Source organism: Paenarthrobacter aromaticivorans, from assembly GCF_019038615.1.
Classification (GTDB): Bacteria; Actinomycetota; Actinomycetes; order Actinomycetales; family Micrococcaceae; genus Arthrobacter; species Arthrobacter aromaticivorans.
In genome coordinates this window covers 1-26,223 of record NZ_JAHOPC010000016.1, presented here as the reverse complement: position 1 = coordinate 26,223, position 26,223 = coordinate 1, and the positions used below count along the sequence as shown (strand labels likewise).

21 protein-coding genes and 1 pseudogene are annotated in these 26,223 nt (G+C 62.4%); 13 read left to right on the top strand and 9 right to left on the bottom strand.

Annotation, left to right across the window (positions count from 1 at the left end; genetic code table 11):
• Window positions 1-171: 171 nt before the first annotated feature.
• From KSW38_RS20180 to KSW38_RS20165, 4 genes are all read left to right on the top strand, one after another.
• Window positions 172-1,149 carry a DnaJ C-terminal domain-containing protein gene (locus KSW38_RS20180; protein WP_216926737.1) on the top strand — a complete coding sequence of 326 codons (978 nt, stop codon included), beginning with the start codon at window positions 172-174 and terminating at the stop codon, window positions 1,147-1,149.
• Window positions 1,150-1,159: 10 nt separating this feature from the next.
• Window positions 1,160-1,582 (top strand): heat shock protein transcriptional repressor HspR, encoded by a 423-nt coding sequence (locus KSW38_RS20175; protein ID WP_216926736.1) that lies wholly within the window; start codon window positions 1,160-1,162, stop codon window positions 1,580-1,582.
• A gap of 123 nt (window positions 1,583-1,705) precedes the next feature.
• Entirely contained in the window at window positions 1,706-2,473 is a 768-nt protein-coding gene (locus KSW38_RS20170; RefSeq protein ID WP_216926735.1) for a carboxymuconolactone decarboxylase family protein, read from the top strand.
• A 143-nt stretch (window positions 2,474-2,616) separates the two neighbouring features.
• The gene (locus tag KSW38_RS20165; RefSeq protein WP_216926734.1) at window positions 2,617-2,919 is read left to right on the top strand and encodes a DUF3040 domain-containing protein; all 303 of its coding nucleotides are present in this window, start codon (window positions 2,617-2,619) and stop codon (window positions 2,917-2,919) included.
• A 42-nt stretch (window positions 2,920-2,961) separates the two neighbouring features.
• On the opposite strand, the gene KSW38_RS20160 is transcribed toward KSW38_RS20165, so the two are convergent.
• Together KSW38_RS20160 and KSW38_RS20155 are read right to left on the bottom strand one after the other, a co-directional pair.
• Complete coding sequence (locus KSW38_RS20160) at window positions 2,962-3,420, bottom strand: hypothetical protein (RefSeq protein WP_254186744.1); 459 nt, start codon at window positions 3,418-3,420, stop codon at window positions 2,962-2,964.
• Window positions 3,421-3,506: 86 nt separating this feature from the next.
• Window positions 3,507-4,127: a CG0192-related protein gene (locus KSW38_RS20155; protein ID WP_216926733.1), complete on the bottom strand. Its 621-nt coding sequence runs from the start codon at window positions 4,125-4,127 to the stop codon at window positions 3,507-3,509.
• Between the two features lie 109 nt (window positions 4,128-4,236).
• Here KSW38_RS20155 and KSW38_RS20150 point away from each other — a divergent pair, with 109 nt between their 5' ends.
• Window positions 4,237-4,575 (top strand): hypothetical protein, encoded by a 339-nt coding sequence (locus KSW38_RS20150; protein WP_216926732.1) that lies wholly within the window; start codon window positions 4,237-4,239, stop codon window positions 4,573-4,575.
• 267 nt (window positions 4,576-4,842) lie between these two features.
• Here the strand turns inward: KSW38_RS20150 and KSW38_RS20145 are convergent, their stop codons facing one another.
• The 5 genes from KSW38_RS20145 to KSW38_RS20125 all read right to left on the bottom strand — a co-directional run bounded on the left by KSW38_RS20145 (window position 4,843) and on the right by KSW38_RS20125 (window position 9,849).
• Window positions 4,843-5,532 carry a hypothetical protein gene (locus KSW38_RS20145; RefSeq protein ID WP_254186743.1) on the bottom strand — a complete coding sequence of 230 codons (690 nt, stop codon included), beginning with the start codon at window positions 5,530-5,532 and terminating at the stop codon, window positions 4,843-4,845.
• Entirely contained in the window at window positions 5,529-6,461 is a 933-nt protein-coding gene (locus KSW38_RS20140; protein ID WP_216926731.1) for a carbohydrate ABC transporter permease, read from the bottom strand. The genes KSW38_RS20145 and KSW38_RS20140 overlap by 4 nt, the downstream gene beginning before the upstream one ends.
• A complete protein-coding gene (locus tag KSW38_RS20135) occupies window positions 6,461-7,387 on the bottom strand; it encodes a carbohydrate ABC transporter permease (RefSeq protein WP_216926730.1) in 927 nt (308 codons plus the stop codon). Before KSW38_RS20135 ends, KSW38_RS20140 begins: the two co-directional genes overlap by 1 nt.
• 103 nt (window positions 7,388-7,490) lie before the next feature.
• Window positions 7,491-8,774 (bottom strand): ABC transporter substrate-binding protein, encoded by a 1,284-nt coding sequence (locus KSW38_RS20130; protein ID WP_216926729.1) that lies wholly within the window; start codon window positions 8,772-8,774, stop codon window positions 7,491-7,493.
• A gap of 61 nt (window positions 8,775-8,835) precedes the next feature.
• On the bottom strand, window positions 8,836-9,849 hold the full coding sequence (locus tag KSW38_RS20125; RefSeq protein ID WP_216926728.1) for a hydroxyacid dehydrogenase: 1,014 nt from the start codon (window positions 9,847-9,849) through the stop codon (window positions 8,836-8,838).
• A gap of 165 nt (window positions 9,850-10,014) precedes the next feature.
• Here KSW38_RS20125 and KSW38_RS20120 point away from each other — a divergent pair, with 165 nt between their 5' ends.
• The 4 genes and pseudogenes from KSW38_RS20120 to KSW38_RS23560 all read left to right on the top strand — a co-directional run.
• Complete coding sequence (locus KSW38_RS20120; RefSeq protein WP_216926727.1) at window positions 10,015-11,955, top strand: heparinase II/III family protein; 1,941 nt, start codon at window positions 10,015-10,017, stop codon at window positions 11,953-11,955.
• Window positions 11,952-13,103, top strand: a complete 1,152-nt coding sequence (locus KSW38_RS20115) for a LacI family DNA-binding transcriptional regulator (RefSeq protein ID WP_216926726.1) — start codon at window positions 11,952-11,954, stop codon at window positions 13,101-13,103. The genes KSW38_RS20120 and KSW38_RS20115 overlap by 4 nt, the downstream gene beginning before the upstream one ends.
• On the top strand, window positions 13,103-14,989 hold the full coding sequence (locus tag KSW38_RS20110) for a DUF2264 domain-containing protein (protein WP_216926725.1): 1,887 nt from the start codon (window positions 13,103-13,105) through the stop codon (window positions 14,987-14,989). Before KSW38_RS20115 ends, KSW38_RS20110 begins: the two co-directional genes overlap by 1 nt.
• A 67-nt stretch (window positions 14,990-15,056) precedes the next feature.
• Window positions 15,057-15,299, top strand: a pseudogene (locus tag KSW38_RS23560) (GNAT family N-acetyltransferase); the annotation flags it as partial.
• 159 nt (window positions 15,300-15,458) lie between these two features.
• Here KSW38_RS23560 and KSW38_RS20105 read toward each other — a convergent pair.
• A complete protein-coding gene (locus KSW38_RS20105; protein ID WP_216926724.1) occupies window positions 15,459-18,944 on the bottom strand; it encodes a discoidin domain-containing protein in 3,486 nt (1,161 codons plus the stop codon).
• Between the two features lie 315 nt (window positions 18,945-19,259).
• Here KSW38_RS20105 and KSW38_RS20100 point away from each other — a divergent pair, with 315 nt between their 5' ends.
• From KSW38_RS20100 to KSW38_RS20090, 3 genes are all read left to right on the top strand, one after another.
• Window positions 19,260-19,925 (top strand): GntR family transcriptional regulator, encoded by a 666-nt coding sequence (locus KSW38_RS20100; protein ID WP_216926723.1) that lies wholly within the window; start codon window positions 19,260-19,262, stop codon window positions 19,923-19,925.
• Window positions 19,922-21,100, top strand: coding sequence for an MFS transporter (locus tag KSW38_RS20095; RefSeq protein WP_216926722.1), 1,179 nt, complete (start codon window positions 19,922-19,924; stop codon window positions 21,098-21,100). The genes KSW38_RS20100 and KSW38_RS20095 overlap by 4 nt, the downstream gene beginning before the upstream one ends.
• 93 nt (window positions 21,101-21,193) lie before the next feature.
• On the top strand, window positions 21,194-21,460 hold the full coding sequence (locus KSW38_RS20090; RefSeq protein ID WP_216926721.1) for a hypothetical protein: 267 nt from the start codon (window positions 21,194-21,196) through the stop codon (window positions 21,458-21,460).
• A gap of 61 nt (window positions 21,461-21,521) precedes the next feature.
• On the opposite strand, the gene KSW38_RS20085 is transcribed toward KSW38_RS20090, so the two are convergent.
• Complete coding sequence (locus KSW38_RS20085; protein WP_216926720.1) at window positions 21,522-24,971, bottom strand: DEAD/DEAH box helicase; 3,450 nt, start codon at window positions 24,969-24,971, stop codon at window positions 21,522-21,524.
• A 165-nt stretch (window positions 24,972-25,136) separates the two neighbouring features.
• On the opposite strand from KSW38_RS20085, the gene KSW38_RS20080 reads away from it, so the two are divergent.
• On the top strand, window positions 25,137-25,985 hold the full coding sequence (locus tag KSW38_RS20080) for a DMP19 family protein (RefSeq protein WP_216926719.1): 849 nt from the start codon (window positions 25,137-25,139) through the stop codon (window positions 25,983-25,985).
• Window positions 25,986-26,223 lie beyond the last annotated feature (238 nt).

The following is a 26,223-nucleotide window of genomic DNA, read 5'->3' as shown; positions in this document are numbered from 1 at the left end:
TCGCCTGAGGTGAGTTGACCGCAGCGCGAAGTGGAATATGGGCCCCGGGAGTGGCTTCGGGCCTGCCGGAGCGTGGCGGCTCTGGTCCGTTAGGACCGAGCCGCCACGCGTAGGGGCGGGGGCCCATATTCCACGTAGCGCAACGCTAGAACAGATTGAAAGGAAACGCTCTTGGCCAGCCAGGACTGGGTTGAAAAGGATTTTTACGCGATCCTTGGTATCGCCAAGGACGCGTCCGACGCGGATATTAAGAAGGCTTACCGCAAACTGGCGCGGCAGCATCATCCGGATACCAATTCCGGGAATGCTGCTGCGGAGAAGAAGTTTAAGGACATTTCCGAGGCCTATTCGGTCTTGTCGAATCCTGAGGACCGGCAGCAGTACGACGCCATCCGTGCCATGGGTGGCGCCCGGTTCGCTCCCGGTGCGGGGGCGGGGCGTGGCGGCGGTGCTGGCGCCAACGGTGGGTTCGAGGACCTGTTCGGTGGTTTGTTTGGTGGCGGCGCGCGTCAGCCTTCGGGTACCGGTGGCATCCCTCCGGAGTTTGCTGACCTGTTTGGTGGCGGCTTTGGTGGAGGCCAGACCGGGTTCCAGCGGGCACCGCAGAAGGGCTCGGATCGCACTGCGACGACGTCCATCTCTTTTGCTGGTTCCATCAAGGGCACTACTGTGAGCCTGCGTGAAAGCAACGGCCACGTGATCGACGTCAAGATCCCCGCAGGCATCAAGGACGGGCAGAAAGTCCGGCAACGCGGCAAGGGCAACGTTGGCCCAGCCGGAAACGGTGACCTCATCATCACGGTGAACGTCAAGCCGCACGAGTTTTTCCAGCGCGACGGCGACAACATCCGCATCCACGTGCCCGTCACGTTCGCGGAAGCTGCGCTGGGCGCGACCATTGAGGTTCCAACGCTCGACGGCGACACCGTCAAGGTGCGTGTCCCGGCCGGAACACCGTCGGGTCGTACCCTCCGGGTCAAGGGCCGGGGCGTGAAAACGTCAAAGGCGACCGGTGACCTCCTGGTGACTATCGACGTCGCCGTCCCCCAGAACCTGAACAAGGAAGCGGAGGAGGCCGTGAAGGCATTTGCTGCCGCGACCACCGACGCCAACCCGCGTCACGACCTGGCCGCGAAGGCCCGGTTGTAAGGAGACGGTCATGGCAATCGACGTCAACCAGCCGATCTTTGTCATCTCCGTCGCCGCGGAGCTTGCCGACATGCATCCGCAGACGTTGCGCCAGTACGACCGCCTGGGCATCGTCTCGCCCAGCCGTGCCCCCGGGAAGTCGCGGCGGTACTCCCAGAACGACGTCGAAAAGCTGCGGGAGGTGCAGCGCCTCTCACAGTCCGGCGTTTCGCTCGAAGGCATCAGGCGCATCCTGGACCTTGAAAACCAGGTAGCGGCGTTGCAGTTCCGGGTGGCTGAGCTCACAGAAGAACTGACCCGCCGTCGAAGTCCCTTGGACACGCGCATATTCGCAGCGGGAGCAGCCGGCGACGTCGTCAGTCTGGCCCGCGGTCAGCGACCCCGTGCGCGGTCCCAAGCCGTGGTGGTGTGGAGGCCCCGGCCGGGGGAGTAGTCACTCGGCCGTGGTCGTCACAGAGAGAGCTTGCTGGGCGCTCACTCTATTGGGCTGGGCGGCTCTATTGGACTGGGCGCGGAAAAGGGGTGTCATTTAAGGTGACGAAAGAGAGGCCCCAAGATGTCACCCACCGAAACGGCCCGACGGAATCACGACGACCTCTTTCCCGGTCAGCTCCCCGCCTTGGCGGTCACAGACCCCGAACTCGTGGAGGTCTTCAACAACTTCGCCTTTGACGAGGTCTTGAGCCACGGGAGACTGGACGCCCGGACAAGGCTCATGGTCCAACTCGCATCCCTTATCGCGTCACAAGGAATGCGTGAATACCGTGCGTTGCTCGGCGCCGCCCTTACCGTTGGGGTGACCCCGGTGGAGGTGAAGGAACTTGTCTACCAAGCCGTCCCGTACGTCGGCATGGGCAAAGTTTCCGATTTCCTGCACGCCACCAATGAAATCCTCAAAGAATTCGGCGTGGAACTGCCTGTTCCCGGCCAGTCCACCACGACGCCCAAAGACCGGGTGGAGAAAGGGCTGGCGATCCAGAAAGAGATCATAGGCGCCGAAAGCATCGACGGGATGCGTGCCGCAGCAGCATCAGATGAGATGCACATCCAGGACTACCTGGCCGGAAACTGTTTCGGCGATTACCTGACACGTACGGGCATTGACGTCCCGAGGCGTGAACTCCTCACGTTGTCCATGCTTATCTCCCTGGGAGGCTGCGAACCACAGGTCAGGGGCCACGTCCTTGCCAATCTGAACGTAGGAAACAGCCGCGGGCTGATGCTCGACGTCATCACGCAATTGCTGCCCTACATCGGGTATCCGCGTACGCTCAACGCGCTGCGCATACTGAACGAGGCTGCCCCGGCACATGAGGACCAGTAGGACTGTTCACCTGGGTTCAGCTGTGGATAGTGGCCACAAAAGGACGATAATGAAGTCATGGCACGGCAAGAAGGGCACGTGCTAGTGGTTGGCGTGTAGGCGCTGGAAAGCGTCCCATGCTTGTGTAGTGAGGGAAGATTCCGATGTCGTTGTCGGATGAAGAACGCAGGAGTTTGGAAGAGCTTGAGCGGGATCTCGCTTCATCGGATCCTGACCTGGACCTCCAGCTGAAGTCGGGGCGTCCGCGCGGTGCGGTGGCGCGCTCAGTTTTTGGTGTCCTGGCAGTTTTGGCCGGTTTCGCGATGGTCATTGCCGGGATCATCACACAACTCGTCCTTGTGGGTGTGGTCGGGTTCCTGCTCGCTGGAACAGGTGCCTACTTACTGTTCAGCAGGATGGTCCTCAGGAGAAGGACGCGACGACACGATGAAGCCAAGCCCGACTAGCCCGGCAGGAACCGGACCAGCCGGACACTAATCCGACCTGCTTCAGTAAGTCTCCGGCGGCACCTCCGGAGACGGAGCGGAAGCGCCATCCTGTGGGGAAGGCTTGGTGGTCTTCATGGCCTGCTCGGCAGGAGCCGGCTCTCCGGGAGGCACCATCATTCGCCATGCGAGCACGAGGCCCGCCCCGACGCCAGCGACTGCTAAGGCAACCAACCACCCGGCACGCGGGGAACTCCGCTGGCTGGTTCGACGACTCAAAGTTTGCGTTGTCCTCTTGACCGCTCTGGCAGCGGTGCGCTGAGCCCTCTTTGCAGCTTTACGGTTCCCGGTCAGCGTGAGCATTACGCCGTACACAACAGATGGGACATCGGCGTGATTGATCCGGGACAACGCCCAACCCACAACCGCGTCAGCTTGTGACGACGTGCCCTCCGCTGCGTGCTTCACCCACTCGGCTGCGAGGTCCTGTGCTGCGGGAATGATGTTTTGTGCTTTGTACATGTGAACCCCTCACGGAGTAGATGGCCCCGTTGCCAGACTACGCTGCGGGGTGCGCGACCAAAAGGTGCCCGAACGCAGCGCTCTTTTCAGGCCGGGATTATGGCTGCCAGCTCCACGGGGTTCTCCAGTCCGGCCCACTTGCCGCTGAGGGTCAACTCGCTGTGGAGCTCAGTTGCGACTTCCAGAACCCTGGCGACCTTCAAGCGCACTCCGCCTGCGTCGATAATCGTCACACCCGTGCCCGAAACCGGGGCCGAGGCACTCAGGGCGGGGACGCCGCCGTCGAGCGTTCCGCTTCCCTTCACGTTAACCGTGCTGGGCCGGGGCTCGGGCTCGCCATCCACGATCAGTGCAGCCTCTTCCTGGCCGGTGAGGATGGCGGTGGCGAGCGCCTTGACGTAGACGGGGTCGGCGCAGGCGTCGTAGACCCACCGCTTGCCAAGGACGGAGTGATCCATGGTGCCGATAAGCCATTCCTGGGCGCCTGCCAGTTCATATCCCCTGTAACTCAGGGGGACCTGGTAGATGCGCTCACCTGCGGCGACGACGTGCGTCTCGAGGCCGACTTCGCCGGCGGGATCGTCAAAACGGTAGGCCCCAATAAGCTCGGGAGCGCCATCCTGGATGAACCAGGGCTGCGACGGCAGGTATCCAGCGATGAGTTCGAGCTTGGACGGGGACAGGGTTGCCTTGTGAATAATCGCCATGATCTCCAGCCTAGGCCAGTGCACGGTCCCGTTCGATACGGGGCCCAATGCGCGGCCTTGCCCCTGCACTGTTTACAATCGAAGGGACGCGCCGACTATTGAGGGAATCATGAAGAAACTCACCACTGTCTTGATCGCTGCCGGGCTGCTTGCCACGGCTTCAGCTTGCTCTTCGCCGCAGCTGACCACCGCAGAAACATGTGACCGGGTGGGTGTCGCCGTAGCCAGCCTCCCGAGCAACGCGAGCAAGACTGCGACCATTCGCGTCGCAAACGCCATCCGCCCCATTGAACCCGTTGCCTCCAACGAGATGAAGCCCGTGGTCACGGCCATCCTTGAATACTCGGATGAACTCGTGAAGGAATCCCCGGACGAGAACAAGATGGGCGAGCTCTCCGCCGCCTACCAGGAAGCCGGCACCAAGTACGGCGAGCTCTGCCGCGGCTAATGACATCCGCGGCCTAGCGGCCACTGAACGCGAAGAAGGGGACCAGCTGAGCTGGTCCCCTTCTTGCGTCGGGATGTGCGAGAGGAACCGGGAAAACGCGTCGGGATGTGCGAGAGGAACCGATTCGGGTCAGGCAACCCTGGATGCTCTCTCACATCACAGCCCTTAATCCGGAACGTTCTCTCACATCATGTGAGGAGGAACCGGGAAAACGCGTCAGGATGTGAGAGAGCATCGGGATTGGCGGGCACGCTGTCGCGCCCTGGGCTATGCCGCGCGCAGCACGGCGTGGAAAGCGTAGGAGGCGTTGCTCCAGATCACGAACAGCAGCGGCGCGGGCGCCAGTGCGATGCCCAGGACTGGTTGGAGCACGGCCGCGGACACGATGATTCCCAGCAGGACCAGCATGGCCAGGCTCAGGTACCAGCGCTGAATCACTAGAAACAACGAGGCCTTGAGGATGCTTTTGAGCTTCGCTTCGGGCAAAAGTACGACGCCGGCAATCGCCGTAACGGCCAGGCTCACCGTTACGGCGGCTACTACGACGATCAGCGGTACCAGAACTGCAGCTGGCATGGACTGGATAATGGCCAGGTCCACTCCCAGGAACAACAGCAGCGCCACCGCGCCCAAACCCAAAGGCGCGGAACGAGTGAAGCTGCGCTTGTATCCCCGAAGGAACGCGGCAACCGGCATGACCGCGCCGCCGTCGTCGTTCAACGCCTTGAAGGCAGTGAAAATGCCGGCGAGCGATGGGGCTATGGTGACCGAGAGCGCCAGGAAGAACGGCCATGCGGCCGCGGGGTCTGCAACCAACGCGAGGCAGAGCACCAGTGGCGCGTTGGCCACCGCGAGCAGGACGTTTCCGGCCAGGAAGGTGTAAATGAACCCGAAGATGCTTCCGAAGGTCTCGAATCCTGGCCCGGTCCAGCGCCGGGGAGCGCGCAAGGCACTCATCCCTTCATCCCGCTCGTCGCGATGCCCTGGATGAAGTAGCGCTGTCCGATGAGGAAGATGATGAGGATCGGGATTACCGAGATCACGGAACCGGTCATGATCATGGCGTATTCGGCGTCGAACTGGCCCACGAAGGAACGCAGGCCCAGCTGTACGGTCCAGAGCCGGTTGGACGTGAGGTAGATGAATGGGCCCATGTAGTCGTTCCACGTGTTCACGAACGTGAGCAGGGCCAGGCTGGCGAGGGCGGGCTTGGACAGCGGGAGGATAACGCGGGCCCAGATGCCGTACTCGCTCAGGCCATCGATGCGGGCAGCTTCGCAAAGTTCATCCGGGATGGTCATGTAGTACTGGCGCATAAGGAACACCCCGAACGCGCCGAAGGCCTGCAGCAGGATCAGGGCGTTGAAGCTGTTCGTAAGGCCGAGCTGCTGCATCATGATGTACTGCGGCACCATGTAGGCCTGCCACGGAACGGCGATGGTGCCGATGTAGCAGAGAAACAGCACGTCGCGGCCGAGAAAGCGGACTTTCGAGAATCCGTAGGCGGCGAGTGAGCCCGTGAGGACCTGGAGGCACGTGATGACCACCGCGAGGTACAGCGAGTTCTGCAGGTAACCCATCATGGGGATGCGGGTCCAGATATCCGTGTAATTGCTCCACACCAATTCGGAGGGAATCCACTGGATGGGGACGGTCAGGACCTGGTTGTTCTCCTTCAACGATGAGGAGAGCATCCAGATGAAGGGCACCATGAGCGCCACCACCAGGACCACGAGCACGCCGTAGATAATGACGTTCGCGGTGCGTTTCTTCTGCTCGCGCGGGGAGCGCTTGCGGTCAGTACGACGGCGATCTTCCGCGGCTTCCGTGACACTGGTACCGAGGAATGGAGCCTCGGCTTTGAGGTCTTCGGCCATGTTGGTCATCAGCGTTCCCTCCGCTGTTGGATCTTGAATTGCAGGACGGTGACCGTCAACACGATGACGAACAGGACCAGCGAGATGGCCGAGGAGTAGCCGAACTTTCCTTCGCCGATGCCTTCCTGGTAGATGAGCTGGGACAGCACGGTAGTGGACCGCCCGGGACCACCACCGGTCATGACCACGATCAGGTCGAACACCTTGAAGCTGGAGACCGTCAGCATGACCACCACAAAGAAGGTGGTGGGGCGCAAGGACGGAATGGTGACGTTCCAGAAGCGCTGCCAGGCGCTGGCGCCGTCAACTTCGGCTGCTTCGTACAGCTCGGTAGGGATGGCTTGCAGACCGGCGAGATACAGCACCATGTAATAGCCCATGTCGCGCCACACGCTGGTGATGATCACTGCCGGAAGTGCCCAGTCGGAGCTGGAGGTCCAGCCGGGCGCATTGGCGATGCCAATCGAGTGCAGGAACTGGTTGATGGGTCCGCTGTCCGGGCTGAAGAGCATGTTCCAGACGACCGCGACAGCCACCAGGGAGGTGATGTACGGGAAGAAGATCGCCACCCGGAAGAAGCCGATGCCTTTGAGCTTTCGGTTCAACAGCATCGCCAGAATGAGGGCGAGCGCCATGGTGAGCGGGACGTGGCCAAGAGCATAGACCACTGTGTTGCGCAAGGCGATCCAGAAGGAGTCGCTGGCGAACATGCGCTGGAAGTTGGCCAGGCCAACCCATTTGGGGGCGCTGAACGAGGTCCATTCCATGAAGGAGAGGGCAAAAGCCGCCACAACGGGAATGAGGGTGAAGGCCAGGAATCCAAGGAAGTTCGGAAGGATGAACGTCCAGCCGATCAGCGTATTCCGCCTTGCTTGCTTCCTGTTGCCGCGGCTGTGCACGGGGGCAGGCACCTGGGTGATTGTTTCTGTAGTCATGATGACCGCTCCCGGGGCGGAAGCGTTCCTCCATTTCAGGATCAGGAGAGTTCAGGGTCCGGTCCCGGTACCGCGTAATGGGGCGGTACCGGAACCCGGGAGGCTATTGACCGAGGACTTCGCTTTTGACGCGCTTGCCCATCTCAGCGATGCCATCTGTCACAGACTTTTCGCCGACCATGATCAGGTCGTGCTCCTGGTTGAGGACCTTGTCCGTTGCGGCGGATTTGTCGCTGACGGGCATTTCCAGAGCAGTGGCGTCCGGGGTGAAAGCCTTCTTGGAGAGATCGTCTGTGGGCATGCCGTCGAGTTTGAAGTAGGCGTCCTTGACAGCGTCGTCCTGCAGGGCAGGGACTACGCCGATCTTGGAGATGGCCTTGGCGCCCTCTTCGCCGGCTGCCCATTCAATGAACTTCTTGGCTTCATCGGAATGTACAGCGTTCTTGTTCACAGCGAAGGCTGTGGGGGAGCCGAACGTGGTGACCTTGCCGTCGTCGTTCTTTTGCGGCATGGGAGCCAAGCCCCAGTTGACGTTGGTCTTGCCGTCCTTCTTGGCCTGGAGGATGCCGGCGATGTACCAGGTGCCCATGGGCATCATGGCTGTCTGGCCCGTTTCGAACATGGTGCGGTAGCTGGTCTTCTGGCTCTTGGCTGTGCCGTAGTCCAAGGTGGCGCCGGACTTCTGCAGGTCCAGGGCGGTGTTGTACTGATCTTCGAAGTAGCCGTAGTCGCCGCTGGTCTGGTCCTTGCCGTTCTGCGCTGCGGAGATCGCTTCCACCACGGAACGCCAGATGTGGTGGTAGGTTCCATACACCTTCTTGCCGTCAGCGCCGGTTGTGGTGAGCTTCTTGGCCAATGCCGTGTACTGGTCCCACGTCAGGTCTTTCGGGTCATCGACACCTGCAGCCTTGAAGAGGTCTTTGTTGTAGTACAGGAGCCAGAAGTCCTGGCGGTAGGGGGCGGCGAAGTATTTGCCGTCCATGTCGAATGCGTCCAGGCCAGCCAGTTTGTCCTTGCCAACCTTGTCCACCACACCGTTGATTTCCTGCAGTTGGCCGTTGTTGGCGTAGCGGGAGTAGTCGATGACGTTCTTCATGGTGAGGACGTCAGTGGTGTCGCCCCCGGCCAGCATGGTGGTGACCTTCTGGGGGTAATCGTCAGCCAGGATGTCTACGGGTTCAATGTCCACGTTGGGGTTGGCGGCCTCGTAGCCATCAAAAAGTGCCTTGAACTCCGGGGTGCCCTCGTAGTTCCAGACGGAGACGGTAAGGCGGGTCTTGCCTTCGGCCGCCTTGGGTTCAGCAGGACCAGCGGCGCCGGCACAGCCGGTGAGCCCGAGCCCTGCTGTCACCGCCAGGGCGATTGCGGCGAGGGTTGTGCGCTTCATTGCGTTTCTCCTTAGTGGGGTGTTTAAGTCTGCCGCAGCTGCGGCTCCGGGGTTGGAGGGCCTAGGCGCTGAGGCCAAGGTCGTCATGTACTACTTGGGCCAGGAGGTCCTTGCCGGCGAGATACCGTTCAAGGTCGTCCAACGCGGCATCGGACATCCGTCTGGTTTCGGTCCCGAGGGAGCCAGCAATGTGCGGTGTGATGATCACATTGGGGAGGTCATACAGTCGTGAGTCCGCCGGGAGCGGTTCTGGCTCTGTGACGTCCAGGAGGGCGGTGATTCGTCCAGTGGCACACTCTTTTTCCAGGGCTGCGGTGTCCACCAGTGAGCCACGTGCAGTGTTGATGAGCGTCGCGTGGTCTTTCATGGACTGCAGTTCTGCGGTGCCGATCATGTTCCGCGTTTCCGGCAGCGCGGGCGCGTGGATACTGACGACGTCGGACACTGGCAGGAGCTCCTCAAGGTGTACTAACTTACCGCCGGCCGCAGCTACCTCGCGGGGATCGGCGTACGGATCGCTGACAAGGCAGGTGACGTCCTGGAGTTGCTGGACCAGTTGCACCACCCGGCGTCCGATGCGTGAAAAACCAATGACACCCACCACACGGCCGATGTTGCCCACTTCACCGCGGCCGGTGATGTAGCTCCAGTCCTCGCGGAAGGTGCGGGCATCGTTGGCCAGGACGTGAGCCTTCTTACCTGCCAGGACGATCGAGGCAAACGTAAACTCCGCCACCGGGATCGCGTTGGCATCGGCCCCGTTGGTGACGGTGATTCCGCGGTCCCACAGTTCGTCGCTGACAAAGCTTCTGACGGTTCCTGCACAGTGGAAAACAGCCCGAAGTTTAGGCATGCGTTCCAAACGCTCAGCGTTCAGGCGCGGAACGCCCCAGCTGGTGAGAAGGATCTCCACCTCCTCCAACCGTCCTGCGAGCCCGGGTGCGTCAAGGGAATCGGTCCAGGGGTTTTTACCAAGATCGACGAGTCCTGCCAGCCGCTCCAGTCGCGCTGAATCGAACTGGTCAGCAAAGGTTCCGCTATTCATGACCAGCAGTGCCTTGGGCTTGAGCGACATTGAGGGGATCCTCCCTTCGGAATTTCAGCCGGCCTGTTCGACCGGACATTTATGTGTTGCATCACATCTAATAATCAGTACATACTCATGAACAAGACAGTTCATTCAACTCAATCGAGATTGATCTAAAACATTCATACTCGAACAAATGAGAGAAGAATCCCTATGGCAACCGGCAACGCTGCCGTCGTAGCGCCACATCTGCTCGCCGAATGGTCCGGCAAGACCGACGCCCCACCTTTGGCCCGATCCCTCCGCGGCGCCCGGGATCGCCTGACGGTTCGTCCAGCGTCCGACGCCGGGTGGCAGCACTTGAAGTTGGCGTCACTTGGGCAGCTGGCCACGGAAGCTGTCGAGGAGAAGGGCACGGCTTGGCCCCAACCGCTCGTTTCGCATTACGCCCGCTACTTCCGCGACGGAAATCGCACGGCTTATGAGGGACTCGTGGCGCGAAGGCAGCAGCGGCTGACCCGCGCCGTCGTGATGGCCGCTATCTCCCAAGAGGCTGACTGGCTTGATGAAGTGATCGATGGCGCGTACCTGCTGTGCGAGCAAAGCTCGTGGAGTTGGGCGGCGCACGACGACGTGTTTACCCGTGCCGGCGACGTGGTGCCAGACCGCACCCGTCCGTACTTGGACCTGGGTGCAGGCGAGGTTGTTGCCCAGCTTGCGTGGTTGGATCTGGTGCTCGGTGATGCATTGGATGAACGGGCCCCGGGCCTGCGGAAACGCATCCGATTCGAGACACACGAGCGCGTGATCCGGCCGTTCCTGGACCGGCTTGACTGGCATTGGCTAGGCCTCAATGGGGACGTGCACAACTGGAATCCGTGGATCCACTCGAACATCATCGTGGCCGCGCTGTTGCTGGTGGAAGATGCTCAGTTGCAGGCGCAGGCCGTGGGCCGCTGCATCGAGGGATTGGACCGCTTCCTCGCTTCCGTTCCGGCGGACGGCGCGATCGACGAAGGCTTTGCGTACTGGTGGAATGGGGCTGGCCGCGCACTGGAAGGGCTTGCCCTGTTGGAGGAGGCTACGGCAGGCGTTCTCAACCCGGATCTTCCCATTATCCGCGAACTGGTGGCGTTCCCGCACCGCATGCACCTCGGTGGCAACTGGTTCCTCAACGTCGCCGACGGACCAGCCCGCGCCCAACAGGGACTCCCCTGGGACATGCTCCACCGCTGGGCCTTCCGTCTCGGGGACTCCGACGCTGCCGCCTTCGCCGCAACCTTCATGGATGCCGCGCCCGACCCCGATCCCCGTTCCGGACTGGGCCGCGTCCTCACCCAACTAAGTAGCAGCACAGCGCGTTTAGAGCCCTCAAAACGCGCACAACTGCGACTTAGTTGGGGGACGTGGCTGCCGTCGGTCCAGATCATGGTGGCCCGGCAAACTCCCGGGTCCACAGAGGGGCTCACCCTTGCGGCTAAAGGTGGACACAACGGCGAGCACCACAACCACCGGGACGTCGGCTCGGTGGTGGTGGCAGTGGATGGCATCCCGCTGCTGGTGGACGCCGGCCAGCCCACCTACACGGCCCAGACGTTCGGCCCCGATCGCTACGGGATTCGGGCCATGCAGAGCGGGTGGCACAGCGTCCCCGCACCGTTTGGTCTGGAACAAGGGACCGGCCAGGAGTTCGCAGCTACAGTCCTTCAGGCGCCCACATCCGAGGAACCAACCCTTGCGCTAGGCCTCGGTGCTGCGTACGGACTGGACCACCCCGAGCAATGGATCCGCACTTCGCTGCTGAACCACAAGACGGGATCTGTAGTCATTGATGACCGTTGGAACCTTCCGTCGCCCCCGCCTGAAGGAACGCACGACGTCGACGTCACCTACCTTCTCGCCGGCACCGTCCGCGTCGGTGACGATGCGACCGCGACTGTCACACCTGTTGGGATTCCCACAGTCAGCAGCACCAAAGGACTGCACTTGCGCTGGAAGCCGGCCACCGCCGTCGTGCTGGTGGACGAATGGCACCTGGACGATCCGCTCCTCAGCGATATCTGGGGCGAAAAACTTACCCGGCTGCGTTTCCGAATGCCCTATGAAAACCACGCTGCAGGCGTGTTTACGCTCACCCTGGAGGAAAATTCATGAGTTCCGAACAGACCCCGGAAGCGGGCGGCAAATCGCTGTTCTCCTTGCAACGTCGTGAACGGCTGATGGACGAATTGCGTGCGCATGGAGCCATCACCGTCAGGGACATAGCCGCGAAATTGGGCGTCAGCGAGCTGACTATCCGCCGCGATGTGAACATCCTGGCTGACGAAGGACTCGTGTCCCGGGTGCATGGAGGCGCCACGCTGCCGAGTCCCCTGGATCGCTCCGGGGTGGCGGGGCGGGCGTCGTCACACAGTTACTCGATTGGCATGGTGGTTCCGTCGCTGGACTACTACTGGCCGCAGGTCATCAGTGGCGCGCGTGGCGAAGCGGAGGCCCAAAACCTCAGGATCGTGGTCCGCGGCTCGGCCTATGATGCCGCCGACAACCGCCGTCAGGTCCAAGCGTTGCTTGACACCCAAAACATCGATGGGCTCATTGTCGCTCCGGACATGGGTGGGGAGCATGGCAAGGAACTGCTCCGGTGGCTCAACGCCCTGCCGATTCCGGTGATCCTGGCCGAACGCCGCGCCCCGTCCGAGATCCCTGCCCACAAGCTCGAATGGGTGGCCACCGATCACGCATTCGGCGCCGGGATGGCCGTACGGCATCTCTGGCAGGAAGGCCACCGGAAGATCGGCTGCCTCACGGATTCCACCAGCCCCACCAGTCCGCACGTGGTCCGGGGCTGGAAGCAGGCCCTGGCTGCGCTGAAGATTCCACTGGACAAGTCCATCCATGAGGACTCGGCCAAGCTGGACAACGGCGATCGGGCCAAGCACTTTGATCGTGTCCTGGAACTCTGCGAGTCCAGCGGAACTACCGCCATGCTGGTCCACTCGGACACTCAAGCGGTTGCTTTTGTGCAGCACTGTGTGGATCGGGGCGTAGACGTTCCCGGCAGCATGGCAATTGTGGGATACGACGACGAAGTGGCCTACCTGGCTGAGCCTGCCATCTCTGCGGTGCGGCCCCCAAAAAGCTATGTCGGCAAGGTAGCGGTGCAGCTCATGGCTGCCCGCCTGTCCGAAGGAAGGATGCGACCCGTGCATCGAATTGACCTGAACCCAGAGCTGATTGTGCGGGAGTCATCCGTCGGTGCCCCGCGATTGCGCGCCGATGCTGCCCTGGAGGATTCCCTCTAATGCTCGTAGTGCCGCCGCCGGATTTTTCCCTCTCGCCGTACACCGGCCTCACCCGTTCCCACTGGACCGGGTATGCCGACTATCTACTCCGCTCCGCACAGCGTTTTGGGACCGATGACCACGCCAACATCTACCTGCCCGGGGCCAACAGCCGGTACGGTCCGCGGAGTGATTCGCTGGAGGCCTTTGCCCGGACGTTCCTGTTGGCGTCGTTCCGGATTGCGGGTGACCCGTTGAACACGGGCTGGATCGCAGACTGGTACGCGCAAGGTCTCGATGCCGGGACCAACCCCGCGAACCCCGACCGGTGGCCGACGCCTGGTGAGCTGGGGCAGGCGAAGGTGGAGGCGGCGTCGTTGGCTGTTGGCTTGGCGCTGACCCGCGACGTGCTGTGGGACAAGCTGCCGCACCGCGTGCAGGAGCAGCTCATTGCCTGGTTCGAGACGGTGATTGGCGAGGAATATCCGCCCATTAACTGGGTGTGGTTCCAGATTGTGGTGGAGACCTTCCTGGCGTCAGTTGGCGGACGCTATTCCGACGAGGACATCGACGCCGGCCTCGCCATCCATGACTCGCTGTATCGGGGTGGTGGTTGGTTCGCCGACGGTCCCGAACGCGCCTACGACCACTACGTCGGCTGGGCTTTCCAGGTCTACCCGCAGCTGTGGGCGCTCATGGCGCCTAACGATCCGCGGGTTGCGGCCAGAAAGCAACTCGACGGCGATCGGCTGGCTGATTTCCTCGACGACGCTGCCTATCTTGTTGGTGCCAACGGGGCTCCTCTCATCCAGGGCCGCAGCTTGATCTATCGGTTCGCCGCAGCCGCCCCATTCTGGGTGGGAGAGTTGTCCGGGCACACCCGTTTGGCCCCGGGCCTGACTCGTCGGGCTGCCTCGGGGATGCTGGATTACTTCGCGCGCCATGGCTCCATCACTTCAGATGGGCTTCTCTCGATCGGTTGGCATGGCGAGTTCGCTGGAATGAAGCAGGCGTACTCTGGTGCCGGTTCTCCATACTGGGCCGCGAAGGGGATGCTTGGGCTCGCGTTGCCGGCGGACCATGCCGTGTGGACGTCCGTTGAAGCACCTTTGCCCGTTGAGCTTGGCGACACACAACGGCTGATATCGGCGCCCGGCTGGCAGATGGATGGGACCCAGGCAGACGGGGTAGTGCGGATCCGGAACCACGCGACGGATCACGCAAACGTTGGGGTTGCCGCGGCCGACTCGCCCTTGTATGCGCGGCTTGGCTACTCCACGCACACCTTCCCTGACCTCACCTCTGAGTCTCTGGATAACGGCGTAGTCTTTGTTGATTCCAAGCGTGGGCAGACGCATCGGACGGGGTTCGAGTACCTGGGGTCGGGTTCCGTGGGCGGCGTGCAGGTGGGGGCTTCGCGGTTCACGGCCAATTGGATCGAGCCCGATCCCGCCGCCGGGCCCGATCATGGCAGCGGTGTCTCCGGGACGGCGACTCCTGGTCCCGTTGTGACTGTGGTTTCCGCAACGCGTGGCGCCGTTGAGCTGCGGCTGGTTCGGATTGAGGGCGCGGGGTCCTCCGGAGCTTCACTGCGGATCGGCGGGTGGCCGGTGGATGCTGGTTCTTCCATGGTGAGCTCCGTCCGGGAAGTGCCCGGGTTCGGCTCTGCTTTGGTGGAGTCCGGGACGTTCGTCCGGCCCGGCGCGCACCCGATGGGTTCTGAACTGACCATCCCCTGGGTGGGAACCTCCGGCCCGGCGCACGACGGCGACTACGCCGCCGTCGTGATTCTCGCCGGTGAGGGAGGTACTTCGCCGGATGCCGGGGTCAGGTATGCCGGCGGCCGCTTCGAGTTTCCCGATGGCACCCGCATCTCCGCCGAGATCCTCGCCCGTTTCGGGGCTTAGCTGCGCATTCGACGTTGCGCACGGCATGGTGCGCAGCAAGCCGTCGAAACGGCTGACTACCTAGGGTGCGGGGCGCCTTGAGCCCGTCCCCGGCACGGGCTTTGCCGGGGTCTGGGGCGGTGCGACGCTCGAAGGATGGTGCGGCCGGGGGATCTACCGTGCACTCACTGCCCGCCGTGCCCAATCCGCGCTCAACATGGGCAAGACGCTCGTCCACAGCGACTCGACCGAATTCTCCCGCCCGATTCTGGAACGTTCAGGCCTGCTCAAAGTCTCTACGACTACCCCGTACCGATGGGAGCGTGGCTAGCGAGTCCGGGACGGCTCAGGACCAGGACGGTGAGTACGACGTCCTTATTTGCATTTGACGGCCTAAATGCGAATAAGGATCCCCTTGTTCACCGCTTATGCCCTCGGGTCTCCTCCAACACGCAATTGGAGGAGACCCGAGATCGAGGCGAAGAAGAGCTTACATCCCAGCCGCGAAGCTGCTCACGCACTGCCCCTGGTTTGCAAACACAGGCGAGGGACTCCGCTTCCACCCATCGTCCTTGCACGCCTCCTTCCCGGTCGAAATCGTCACACGATATTCCTTCACGGTCCCGTCCGGCGCGGTCACGGTGACTACCGCCGTCGGGCTTTCAGCTGTGGGCTGCTGGACCGTCACCTTGGCGTTCGTATCCAATGGGTAGCCAGCGACGGCGGGAGTCGCCGTCGCCGTCAGCGCACTGTAGCCGGTGGTTGCCGGGCCGAAACCAACCACGGATGCCTGGTTGACGAGGAGGCGCCCGAGGTCCGCCAGCCCGGCATCTGCCAAGCGGGACCCGGCAATCGCAACCTCGGCCACCTTGGTGTAGGAGCCCGTGGTCACGAATGAGACGCGGATGGCGCGTGTGGTGACCGGATCGAAGGAAACGGTAGCGGGTGCAGCAATGGAAAGCCCCGCAACTGCCCCCGCGGACGTGTCTTCCCACGCTCCCGTTGCATCCTGGTACTGCACTTTAAGGCTCTGTGCGGCCTTCTCCGCAGACGTGACGGTCACTGAAGAAACGGTGTAGTCGCGGCTGAATGAGTAGCTGAGGGAGTCGCCGTTGCGGCCACCACTCACCCAGTTGGACCAGCGCGTTGAGGTGTTGGTATCGCAGGTGTTCCTAGCGATGTAGGAGCCCTCGGTGTAGCTGGCGGTGACTGATGTGCCGGGATCGTCCTTGCAGATGTTCGTGGAAAGAACCCGGTCCACCACAATCACAGTCAGTGTTGCGGGGAGTCCGCCAGCGGTGCCCGAAACGCTCACGGTACCAACGGACTGGAGCGCGGACTCAGAAAGCGAGGACCAGTCCCATGTCACCGCAAGGGGATTCCGCGCTGGACCGTCGGCGATCTGCCCGGGGACGCTGGTTGGAGCGGCCGCCTGGACGGCCGCAACAGACGATCCAACACCCACAGTCGCCGAGACAGGATCCGTCGCGGCGTAAGTGCCCACTGTCACGGTCAAAACAGCCTCGAACGCCTGCCCGTAGGGATCGACGCCGGAACCATACAAAGTCACTTTCCCTGCCTTCTGCCAGGCAGTCGGATCAACGGAGGTCCACGTAACAGGCAGCGGCCTGCCCGGACCTGCCTCGTAAACCGGAACGACGGTGGCTGGCAGGACAGGCAGGGCGCCAACAGGCGTGCTCACGTCAATCGGGGAAACACCGAGGAGCTTCAAATCGGCGATGTCCGTGAACGCCCAGGCCTGGTGGGGGCTTGCTGAAGCAGTAGCCGTAGTCCCCGAAGACGAAGCCAACGCCACACCCGTACCGGCGGCGGTCTGGTTGCCGGAAACCTGCAGGGCAATCGCGGCGCCGGCGTTCACCAAGGTCCACTGCTTCCCGTTCTCCGTGGTCACTGTCCACTGAGCGGAAGGAGTCGCCTTAGCCTGTTCAAGTGACAGGGAGGCAAGCGAAGCAGCGCCCGATTGGCTGCCATTCATTACCCCACCACTACCCGTGAGTACGCGGCCCTCCTTGTTCGTCAGGACCCATCGGCGGTCATTCGCGAACTCGTCGTCAGCATTCACAGCGTTGAAAGTCCAGATCTGCGGAGCAACGCCCGCAGCATCCACACCTAGCTCCTCGATTGACACCGCACCGTTCGCGCCACCATGAAGGTACTTGCCGCTGGCCTCGCCGGTGAGGTGGTAGCTGTGGCCGTCGCGTACAGGTGCCGCATCGTCCGAAACCCCGCTGACGCCGTCGACGACGAAAGTCACCACGGACGCGGCAGGCACCTCGAGAGTCGCGGCCTTAGCCGAGGTATCGACGGCGACAGGCTCCCCTTTCACAAGGGCGTTCTTCTCGATGTTGTCCAACGGGGACTTCGTGGTGACCACGGGGGTGACCTTGGCGTCGGGCGCGATGGATCCGAAGCGACTGAGATCGATGGTGACCTTTTCCGGCGTCGCGGTGTCATTGAAGTGGACCAGAGTGGCTCCGGTGCCGTCCGCGCGGAGGGCGCTTGCGGTCTTGGCGTTGTCGTTCGGGACGAGGAAGTCGCCCGGTCGGATGTAGTGAGTGAAGTTCCGGGTGGTGTTGTACTTCTGGTTGGTCAGCACCTTGCACTTGGCTGCATCCAAGGTAGCGCCGTCATTGAGCCGGCGGTTGGAATAGCCCTCACGGCCGGCGTAGTTGCAGTCGAAATCGACGTAGATGGAACCCCAGCCTTTGTCGGCCTTCTCCTGCTTATACGTATCCTCCACAGGCTGCCAGAAGACCCAGGCGTTGGGATCCAGCTCGCGGAGATCGTTGACCATGCGGCTCGCGATGCCCAGACCGTTGGTGATGTTGGAGCGGTCCCAACCGCTGGTGGAATCGCCGAGCGCCGGGTTGCCGGTCCAGAACCCGCCTACCTCGCTCATCCATAGCGGCTTGTCGGTGGAGCTGGCCAAGTCGCGGACCCGGCGGCGGTCATTGGTCCCGTAGGTATGGACGTTGAGCTGCGAGACGGCGTCCTTGGCTTCCTGGCTGTAGCCGTTCCAGTTGGTCATGAACTTGGTGGGGTCAGTCTCGTCCATCGCGGAGATGACCGCGCCTGTGCTGCCTTTCGTGAGTTCGGCAGCCAAAAGCTTGGTGACGCGGTCCTGGGCGGCTGGATAGATCAGCGAACCTTCCTGCTTCTGCGTGTACGTCGTGGGCGGCTTGCCGGTGGTGGCGTTGATGTCCGTGCCCCAGTAACCGGAGTTGGGTTCGTTGAACGGATCGATGGTGTCAACGGTGATTCCACTGCCCTTTTCAAGGAGTTCTACAGCGTGCCTCGTGTATGCGGCGAACTTGCCTTCCGCTTCCGGCAGGAGGTTCTCACCCTTGTTGGTGTTGACCTGGCCGGAGACGTAGCCGCTTTTTGTCATGAACCAAGGCGGGGAGTTGCTGAAGGCTTCCCAATGGGTAATCTGCTGGTCTTGGGCGAGCCGCTCCACCCACCAACGCTGGTTCTGGTCTGCGTCGGGGTTGTAGGAGGCGGGATCGTCTGGGTCCCATGCGTTGAGGAAGGCCAGCTTGTTGGCCTGGGTCTTGTCAACAGTTCCGTCCGGGTTGTAAAGGTTCGACGCCGGCTGGCCGGGTTGAGCTTCGGGGACCGGCTTCCACCATCCCTCTACGGCGCTGCCGTCGTTGAGGTAGTTGGCAACGTCCGAAGCGTTCCCACCACCCACGTTGTAGCGGGCGATATTGAGGTTGAGCCCGTCCTCGCTGAAGACCTTCTGGTACAGCTCCTCACGCAGCTCGGGAGAGTAACCCGCGGTCGCATTCGCGAACCAGACGAGGCTGGTTCCCCAGCCTTCGAACGCTTCGCCGCGGCTGGCGGGGTTCGGAGTGATGGTGACGGCGGTTGCGTCATCTGCGTGGGCTTGCGGTGCTGTTGCGGGCACGAGAGCAAGGCTCGCTGCCGCCGTGACAGCTGCGGCCAGTACGGCCACTGGCTTTCGGAATCTTCGCGGGGTAAACGCCATAGGAGGACCTCATCGTCGGGTTTCGGTGTTGTAGGTGGGTGCTTTTTGCCCGGCTTCCGTCGCCGCCAGGCAAGCCGAGACTATGAGGGCGCCGGGGGAGTCACAAGGCACTCGAACAGCCTCGGTCGCGATTGGTCAGAAGTGGTCGCCCTCGACTGCAACGCGGGGTCACTTAGGGCCGGTTAACGCCGAGAACATGGGCCGTAGGTGACCCCGCGTTGCTTTGGCTCCGCGTGCAATGTATAGATGTATACAAGTACACATCTTCTACCCAAGGTAGCGATGGCAGACATACAACCGCGGAACACCGGGGCTCATCTGGTCTACAGCGAGCTCAAACGGCGCATCCTTAGCCTCGAGCTCAAACCGGGCGAGCGCATCTACGAACCCGCTATGGCCGCTGCGCTGCAGGTCAGCCGCACGCCTCTACGGGAAGCCATTCGGCGCTTGATTTCGGAGAGCCTCCTGGAACAGCAAGCCACCGGGGGAGTGGTGGTTCCGGCGCTGGACGAACATGTGATTTCCGAGCTCTACGATGTGCGTGCTGCATTGGAGTCATTAATGGCACGTGAAGCTTGCGCCCGGGCCACTCCCGCCGACATCGAGGAACTTCACGGGATCCTCGAGCGCAACGCCGCCATGGTCGGGTTTGCGGAAGAAGCCATGAAGTATGGAGTGACACTGCACGCTGCTATCGCCAGGATCGCCGGCAACTCCTGGGCCCGGCGCTTCCATGATCAGATATCGAGCCAGGTTGAGCGCTACCGGCATTTCACCAACAACTCGCCTGATCGTCGTGAGGAGGCTCTTGCCGATCATCGAGTGCTGGTGGAGGCTATAGCTTCCAAGGAGCCTGATAAGGCGGCGAAGATCGCTTTCGACCACGTCATAGCCGCCCGGGATGAGACTCTACGGGTCATTGCTGGCCAGGGGCTCGTAGTCGAATGATCGGCGAACTCGGTTGGCGCTCGTCCACGGCTCTCCTGCTCCATTCGGCCCTCATCCAGGCAGTGACGTTCCTCGTCCGTCCAGCGGCTACGTATCGGGCACTCGAACTCGACGTTCCCGCGTTCGCACTTGGGGTCCTCGCTGCCAGTTATGCGGTCTTCCCGTTGCTGCTTGCCCTGCCTATCGGTTCACTGGTGGACCGGTTGGGTGAGCGTCGGCTCATGGCGGTGGGGTCCGCCGTCGTCCTCGCTTGTTCCGCATTCCTGCTTTTCTGGGGGACGTCAGTAGCGGCACTGATCGCGGGCACAGCGCTGCTCGGCGCGGGTCAGTTGGCGTGCGTCGTGGGTCAGCAGGCCGTGGTCGCTAATAATGCGGAATCGACGCGGCTTGATTCAGCCTTCGGATACCTGACGTTCGCAGCCTCGCTTGGTCAGGCCCTTGGTCCTTTGGCTATTTCGCTGGTTGGCGGGGCATCGGTACGCCCCAACACGCAGGCAATTTTCATTTTGTCCGTTGGCATGAGCTTGGTTCTTTTCCTGGCGACCTTCGTTGTGTCCTCCCGCGTCAGTAGGCGGAAGCGGGCGGCGAAGGGCGCTCAACGAAGTAAGGGCAGTGCTGTCTCACTGCTCAAAACCCCGGGCGTCGTCAGGGCGTTGGCTACAAGTGCAACGGTGCTGGCTGTGGTCGACCTGACAGTGGTCTACCTGCCGGCCCTGGGCGCCGAACGGGGGATCACGGCGGCAACCGTGGGCCTGATGCTGGCTGTAAGGGCAGTCTTTTCGATGGTGTCCCGCCTCGGCCTCGGACGCGTGTCCAGGAAGCTTGGCCGGATGCGGCTGCTCGTCCTGAGCCTCACTGTCTCAACGGCTTCGCTGGCCGTCGCCGCCATCCCTATGCCCGTGTGGCTGCTGTTCATCGTCATGGCATTCCTGGGCCTGGGCCTGGGAATCGGCCAGCCGCTGACCATGTCATGGCTCTCCGCCCAAGCACCCGAAGGCCAGCGCGGCCGTGCTCTGGCTTTGAGGCTCGCCGGCAACAGGGTGGGACAGGTGGTCCTGCCCAGCGCAATCGGCGTCGTGGCGGTAGGGCTAGGCGCGGCGGGGGTGTTCCTGGCGTCGGCTGTGGCCGTGGGCGGAACGATGCTGTTACTGCGCGGGGTACGCCTGGACGACTGATTTAGCCGTCACTTTCCGTCCCCCACCCTCACTGCTAGTCAAGCGGGAAGTGGGGGAGACGCGTTGTCGAGAGAGAAAAGCAGTGTTTTCAAAATGCTGGATGCGGGCACTTTGCCCCTGCGGCACTACAAGGCTTGGGAGTACCTTTTGCCGGGCGACGAAGTCGAAGTGAAGATGCCCGGCGCTGGCCTCCAGCTAGGGCTGGTTTTGGACGTCATGCCTGATGGCAGTGGCGTCTGGCTCTACGTCAATGACGTTGGAAAACGTCTCTTCGGTGTTGACGAAGATGTGGAAATTGCGGTCATCAAGGGCGTTGAGCGCCCGGACATCACTTCGCCGCCGACGAACAGCGGAATCTGACTGGCATTAGTGGTTGCTATCAGTGCTCATAGCAACAACTAATGCCAGTCAGTTGGGAAAGCTACTCCGCGAACAGCGCCGCCAGGTCATCAGCCGTCAACGAGCCACCGGCCAGGGCATCGCCTTCCATCACATCCGCGAACAGCTGCGACTTCTTGGCCTTCAGCGCCATGACCTTCTCTTCGATGGTGTCCTTCGCAACCAACCGGTAGACCATCACGTTGCGGGCCTGCCCGATGCGGTGCGTCCGGTCCACAGCCTGCGCTTCGGAAGCCGGGTTCCACCATGGATCCAGCAAGAACACGTAATCCGCCTCAGTGAGGTTGAGCCCGAAGCCACCGGCCTTCAGCGAAATCAGGAACACCGGAGCGGCACCGTTCTTGAACTCGCTCACCACATCCCCGCGGTTGCGGGTGCTGCCATCGAGGTAGCAATACTCCACGCCCTCGGCATCCAAACGCTCCCGTACCTTGCCCAGGAATCCGGTGAACTGGCTGAAGATCAGGGCCCGGTGGCCCTCGGAAATGATGTCCTCAAGTTGCTCGAACAGCACATCGAGCTTGGACGACCGCACTCCTGACAACGACGAATCCACCAACGACGCGTCCAAACTCAGCTGCCGGAGCAACGTCAACGACTGGAAGATCGTGAAGCGGTTCTTGTTGACGTCGTCGATCAGTCCCAGGATCTTCTGCCGCTCGCGCTGCAAGTGCGTCTGGTAAACCTTCTGGTGCCGCGGGTTCAGGACCACTTCCAGGACCTGCTCCTGCTTCGGCGGAAGATCCTTGATGACCTGTTCTTTGGTACGGCGCATCATCAGCGGACGGACACGACGCCGGAGCTTGGCCAGCTGCGCCGAGTCACCGTTCTTCTCCACCGGCTTCTGGTAGTTTTCCGCGAACCGCTTGGGACTCGGGAACAGGCCGGGCGCCACGATCGACGTCAGTGCCCAGAACTCCATGAGGTTGTTCTCCAGCGGAGTACCCGTGATGGCCAGTTTGAACCGGGCCGGCAGCTTGCGCGCGCACTGGTAGGCCTTGGATTGATGGTTCTTCACGAACTGCGCCTCGTCCAGCATGAGCCCAGCCCACTGGAACGATGCGTAGGCATCGTAATCAATGCGGAACAGCGCATAGGACGTAATAACGACGTCGGCACCCGCCAACGCGTCGACAGGTGACAGCCCGCTTTTGGCAAAGGTTTCACCGACGGTCTTCACCACAAGCCCTGGAGCGAAGCGTTGCGCTTCCGCGGCCCAGTTGCTCACCACGCTGGTGGGCGCAACCACCAGGAACGGAGCGCGGGGTGTCAGCCCGGCCGAGGAATCGGGTGCCACAGCAGCAGCCAACTCCTTGGCCGCACAGATCAGCGCGATCGCCTGCACAGTCTTGCCCAGGCCCATGTCGTCGGCCAGCACACCGCCCAGGCTGTGCTTGAACAGGAAGCTGAGCCAGTTGAAGCCTTCAAGCTGATACGGACGCAGCTCGGCGTTAAGGCCCGCCGGCAGCGGCAGCCCGGTCACGCCGTCGTCGAGCAATCCGCCCACGGCCTCACGCCACGCGGCGGCCTGCTCGTCAACGATGCCGAGTTGCGCGAGCTCATCCCAGAGCCCGGCCTGGAAGCGGCTGATCTGCAGGGTGCCGTCCTTGTTATCCGGGTTGTCCTGCAGGGACCTGGCTTCGTCGATCAGTGCGCTCAGCTGGTGCAGCTCAGGCAGGTCGAGGGAGAAGTAGGCGCCGCTGGGCAACAGCATGCGGCTCATGCCGGCAGCGAGGGCGGAGAACACGGCGGCGAACGAGACGGGCTCGCCTTCGAGGGTGATGACGATGCCGAGATCGAACCAGTCGCCGCTCGCCGTTTCCTTCGTGGAGATGGAAACGACGGGAGCTTCGGCGGCCTCGCGGTAATCAGCGATGTCGCCGGAGGTCTCTACGACGACGTCGGGCAGGTCCTTGAGTGTCGGCAGGATCTCCTCGGTGAAAGCCAGCGTGTCCAGACCGGAAAGCTCAGCCGAGGCCGCGAGCCGCGGAGCGCCCCAGCCGCCGGTAGCGGATTCCGCCAACGCCGGAACCACGTCCCACGGCCGACCGATCGAATCCAGGATCCGAGCTTCCTCGACGTCATCTCGGTAGCCACGGTCATCCGGGTGCCGCCACAAGGGCTGCGCGGTGACCAACGTGCCGGACTTGTAGTGCCATTCCCAGTGCAGGCGCACCTTGTGATCAGTGCCGTAATTGGCGAGCAGAGAGAGCGTCGGGACCGCCAGAGTTGGCAGTTCCACGGATTCATCCGCTGCCTTGACGGGCGTGGACTGCCGCAGCTTCGGGTAGAACGAGGTCAGGAAGCGGCTCTCATCTTCGGCCGGAATCAGAAGCGTCTCGCCCTCGGTGACGAACTCGAGCAGTTCGTCAGTGATACCACCCTCAATCGGGGCGAGCGTGATCAGGTTGTTCTGCTGCGGCACCCCGGGTAGGGTCTCGGCGCCCGAATGCGTGAAGAAGATCCCGTACGCGGGCTTGCCCAGGAAGCCCACAGTTCCGGCATCAATCTGCTCACCGCCCACCGCAACCGACGGCGCAAGCTGCAGGCCGCCGTCGGGCGTTTTCTTCCCGTCTTCGGCGCCCAGCGCTTCAAGGCGCGCCAAACTGTGTCCCACGACGGCGGGTTGGGTCTCGACGTGGACAGGCTCGCTACCAGCGGCGTGAATCAGCGGAATGCCGGCTTTAGTGGCGTCGGCGAGGAGGGTCCAGAGGTTCTTGGCAGCGAAATCATTCAGGCTCAACCACATGGCGCCCGACGGTTGCTGGCGACCATTGCTGGAACCATGGGCAGCGAGGAAAGTCTGAAGCCACTCGACGTGGGCCTCATTGAATTCGCGGCGGAAACTGATGTAGCTGAGGTTGTTCCAGGAGACGTCGCCGCGGATCCATTTGCCCTTGGCGCCCATCATCACGGGCCGTGCCTTGAGTTGCCGGACACTGCGCATGGGGTCGCGGCGGCCTGTGTAGGAGAAGTGGGCGGCCGGTTCCTCAACCTCGAACTGCAGGGCGAGCGGAATGCCGGCAGTGCTCGGCGCAGTACCCGGCTTCGCGATGAGCCTGTTGAGGGCTTGCTCCCAAGCCGGCCGCGCCGAACCGCCCTGCTCGGAGGAACCAAGGCGCGAGGTCTGGATCCCGGGAGCCTGGGACAGGAGCTGGGCACGGATGGTGGGGTGGTCTTCAGCCGTGAAAAGCAAGGCGGCCACGTGCTTGCAGTCCTTGCGAACAGGGCAGCTGCAAATACCTACTGTGCAGCTCCAGCCGCTGGGCTTGCGAACCAGCTTTGCCGACGTCGAATATGGTTGCGGACCGGTGCCGCGGACCTTGCCAAGCAAGAGGCCGGTGGCCGAATCGAACGAAATTCCGCTCACGCGGCTGCCCATGGCATAGGCCAATCCGGCCGCCAAGGAGCGGTCGTTTATGGCAGGAGTCTGAATGGCCAGTTCCCAGGTTTCGTCTGTGTGGGACGGCATGCGTCGGGCTACTTTCGGCAGGAGGTTATCTGCTCAATCTTAGTCAGCAGAAAACGGCTCCCAAACTTCGCCCTCTGTTAACCTCTACCTCGATTGCCGCGCCGCTCCCGCGCGTACGTTGAAAGGGTCCGGAGCACCAACAGCTTTTAGCAGTGAGGATTTCCCATGACTACCAACGAGTACCCCGTCGTCCTGAGCAAGACCAGCTTCGAAGCAGGCAATGCGGATGTTGTGGATTCCAACGTCAACGTCGTGAACCAGATGTATGCGGAGCTCCTCAACAGCGACGAAATCTCGACCGCTGCGCTCAACAGCTACTTTGTTGATTTCTACCTGACCCAGGCGTTGGCCGGGGGATTTGCCCAGTACGTGTTCACCGCCCCGGAACGTGAAGAGGTGGACGCCTACGTGCGTGCCGGTTTGGAAGGCATGGGCGCCACCCGGCACCTGGACCTGTTCAACTGCACCGCTGCAGCCTTTGATGGGTTGAGTGAGGACGACGCCGAGGCCTACCTCGACGGCGAGCTGGACGATTCCGAAGCGCCCCTCGAGGCCGTCGTCGTCCTGGATGAGCTCGATGGCGAGTTTGAAGCGTTGCTGGAGGAAGAGGACATCATCGACCTCAACGCCGCTTACCTCCGGAACCAGCCCGGGCTGTTGGTTCTTTCCGACGAGGAGTTGGAAGCACACATTGCCAAGCGCGTCGCCCTCATCCCCGACCTCGCCGAGCGCCAGGCCGAAGCAGACGAAGAAGCCCTCGCAAGCGCTCCTGAGTTCGAGGTCATCATCCGGGAACTGTGCGATGTGGCAGGCTACGCGCTGCAGAAGATCACCATGGGAGACCCCAACTACGAGCACGACGGCGTGAAGACCCTCGCCTGGCACTTCTCCACCGACCACGGTGACTACATCATGGTGGAGGACGACGAGGAAGCCTTCATGATCCACCCGGAGACCAAGGAAATCATCGCGGCCGTGGAGTTCGAAGAGTCTGACGAGCTCGCGGAAGCGTAGCCTTCTCCAGGGCTGGACGGCAGGCAACCTTTGCGGGCTGGACCCCGCTGTTCGGGTGCCTGCCGTCCAGCCCTTGCCACGACTTCGCCGGAAAACTGCGACAGCCCAGGGAACCTCCCTGTGTGTCAGGCTGCTGTGTGACAGTTTGTGTGTCGCTCGTGGCCTGACGTGCGGGGCGGGGAAAGGTCCGTTATGGATTTTGTTGTCCCGTTGCGTGCTTCGAAGCGGAGTCACTTCA

Excerpts from the sequence above, each read along its gene's own strand:
- KSW38_RS20175 (WP_216926736.1), top strand. The coding sequence starts at position 1,160 with ATGGCAATCGACGTCAACCAGCCGATCTTTGTCATCTCCGTCGCCGCG.
- KSW38_RS20170 (WP_216926735.1), top strand. The coding sequence starts at position 1,706 with ATGTCACCCACCGAAACGGCCCGACGGAATCACGACGACCTCTTTCCC.
- KSW38_RS20165 (WP_216926734.1), top strand. The coding sequence starts at position 2,617 with ATGTCGTTGTCGGATGAAGAACGCAGGAGTTTGGAAGAGCTTGAGCGG.
- KSW38_RS20160 (WP_254186744.1), bottom strand. The coding sequence starts at position 3,420 with ATGTACAAAGCACAAAACATCATTCCCGCAGCACAGGACCTCGCAGCC.
- KSW38_RS20155 (WP_216926733.1), bottom strand. The coding sequence starts at position 4,127 with ATGGCGATTATTCACAAGGCAACCCTGTCCCCGTCCAAGCTCGAACTC.
- KSW38_RS20150 (WP_216926732.1), top strand. The coding sequence starts at position 4,237 with ATGAAGAAACTCACCACTGTCTTGATCGCTGCCGGGCTGCTTGCCACG.
- KSW38_RS20145 (WP_254186743.1), bottom strand. The coding sequence starts at position 5,532 with ATGAGTGCCTTGCGCGCTCCCCGGCGCTGGACCGGGCCAGGATTCGAG.
- KSW38_RS20140 (WP_216926731.1), bottom strand. The coding sequence starts at position 6,461 with ATGACCAACATGGCCGAAGACCTCAAAGCCGAGGCTCCATTCCTCGGT.
- KSW38_RS20135 (WP_216926730.1), bottom strand. The coding sequence starts at position 7,387 with ATGACTACAGAAACAATCACCCAGGTGCCTGCCCCCGTGCACAGCCGC.
- KSW38_RS20130 (WP_216926729.1), bottom strand. The coding sequence starts at position 8,774 with ATGAAGCGCACAACCCTCGCCGCAATCGCCCTGGCGGTGACAGCAGGG.
- KSW38_RS20125 (WP_216926728.1), bottom strand. The coding sequence starts at position 9,849 with ATGTCGCTCAAGCCCAAGGCACTGCTGGTCATGAATAGCGGAACCTTT.
- KSW38_RS20120 (WP_216926727.1), top strand. The coding sequence starts at position 10,015 with ATGGCAACCGGCAACGCTGCCGTCGTAGCGCCACATCTGCTCGCCGAA.
- KSW38_RS20115 (WP_216926726.1), top strand. The coding sequence starts at position 11,952 with ATGAGTTCCGAACAGACCCCGGAAGCGGGCGGCAAATCGCTGTTCTCC.
- KSW38_RS20110 (WP_216926725.1), top strand. The coding sequence starts at position 13,103 with ATGCTCGTAGTGCCGCCGCCGGATTTTTCCCTCTCGCCGTACACCGGC.
- KSW38_RS20100 (WP_216926723.1), top strand. The coding sequence starts at position 19,260 with ATGGCAGACATACAACCGCGGAACACCGGGGCTCATCTGGTCTACAGC.
- KSW38_RS20095 (WP_216926722.1), top strand. The coding sequence starts at position 19,922 with ATGATCGGCGAACTCGGTTGGCGCTCGTCCACGGCTCTCCTGCTCCAT.
- KSW38_RS20090 (WP_216926721.1), top strand. The coding sequence starts at position 21,194 with ATGCTGGATGCGGGCACTTTGCCCCTGCGGCACTACAAGGCTTGGGAG.
- KSW38_RS20085 (WP_216926720.1), bottom strand. The coding sequence starts at position 24,971 with ATGCCGTCCCACACAGACGAAACCTGGGAACTGGCCATTCAGACTCCT.
- KSW38_RS20080 (WP_216926719.1), top strand. The coding sequence starts at position 25,137 with ATGACTACCAACGAGTACCCCGTCGTCCTGAGCAAGACCAGCTTCGAA.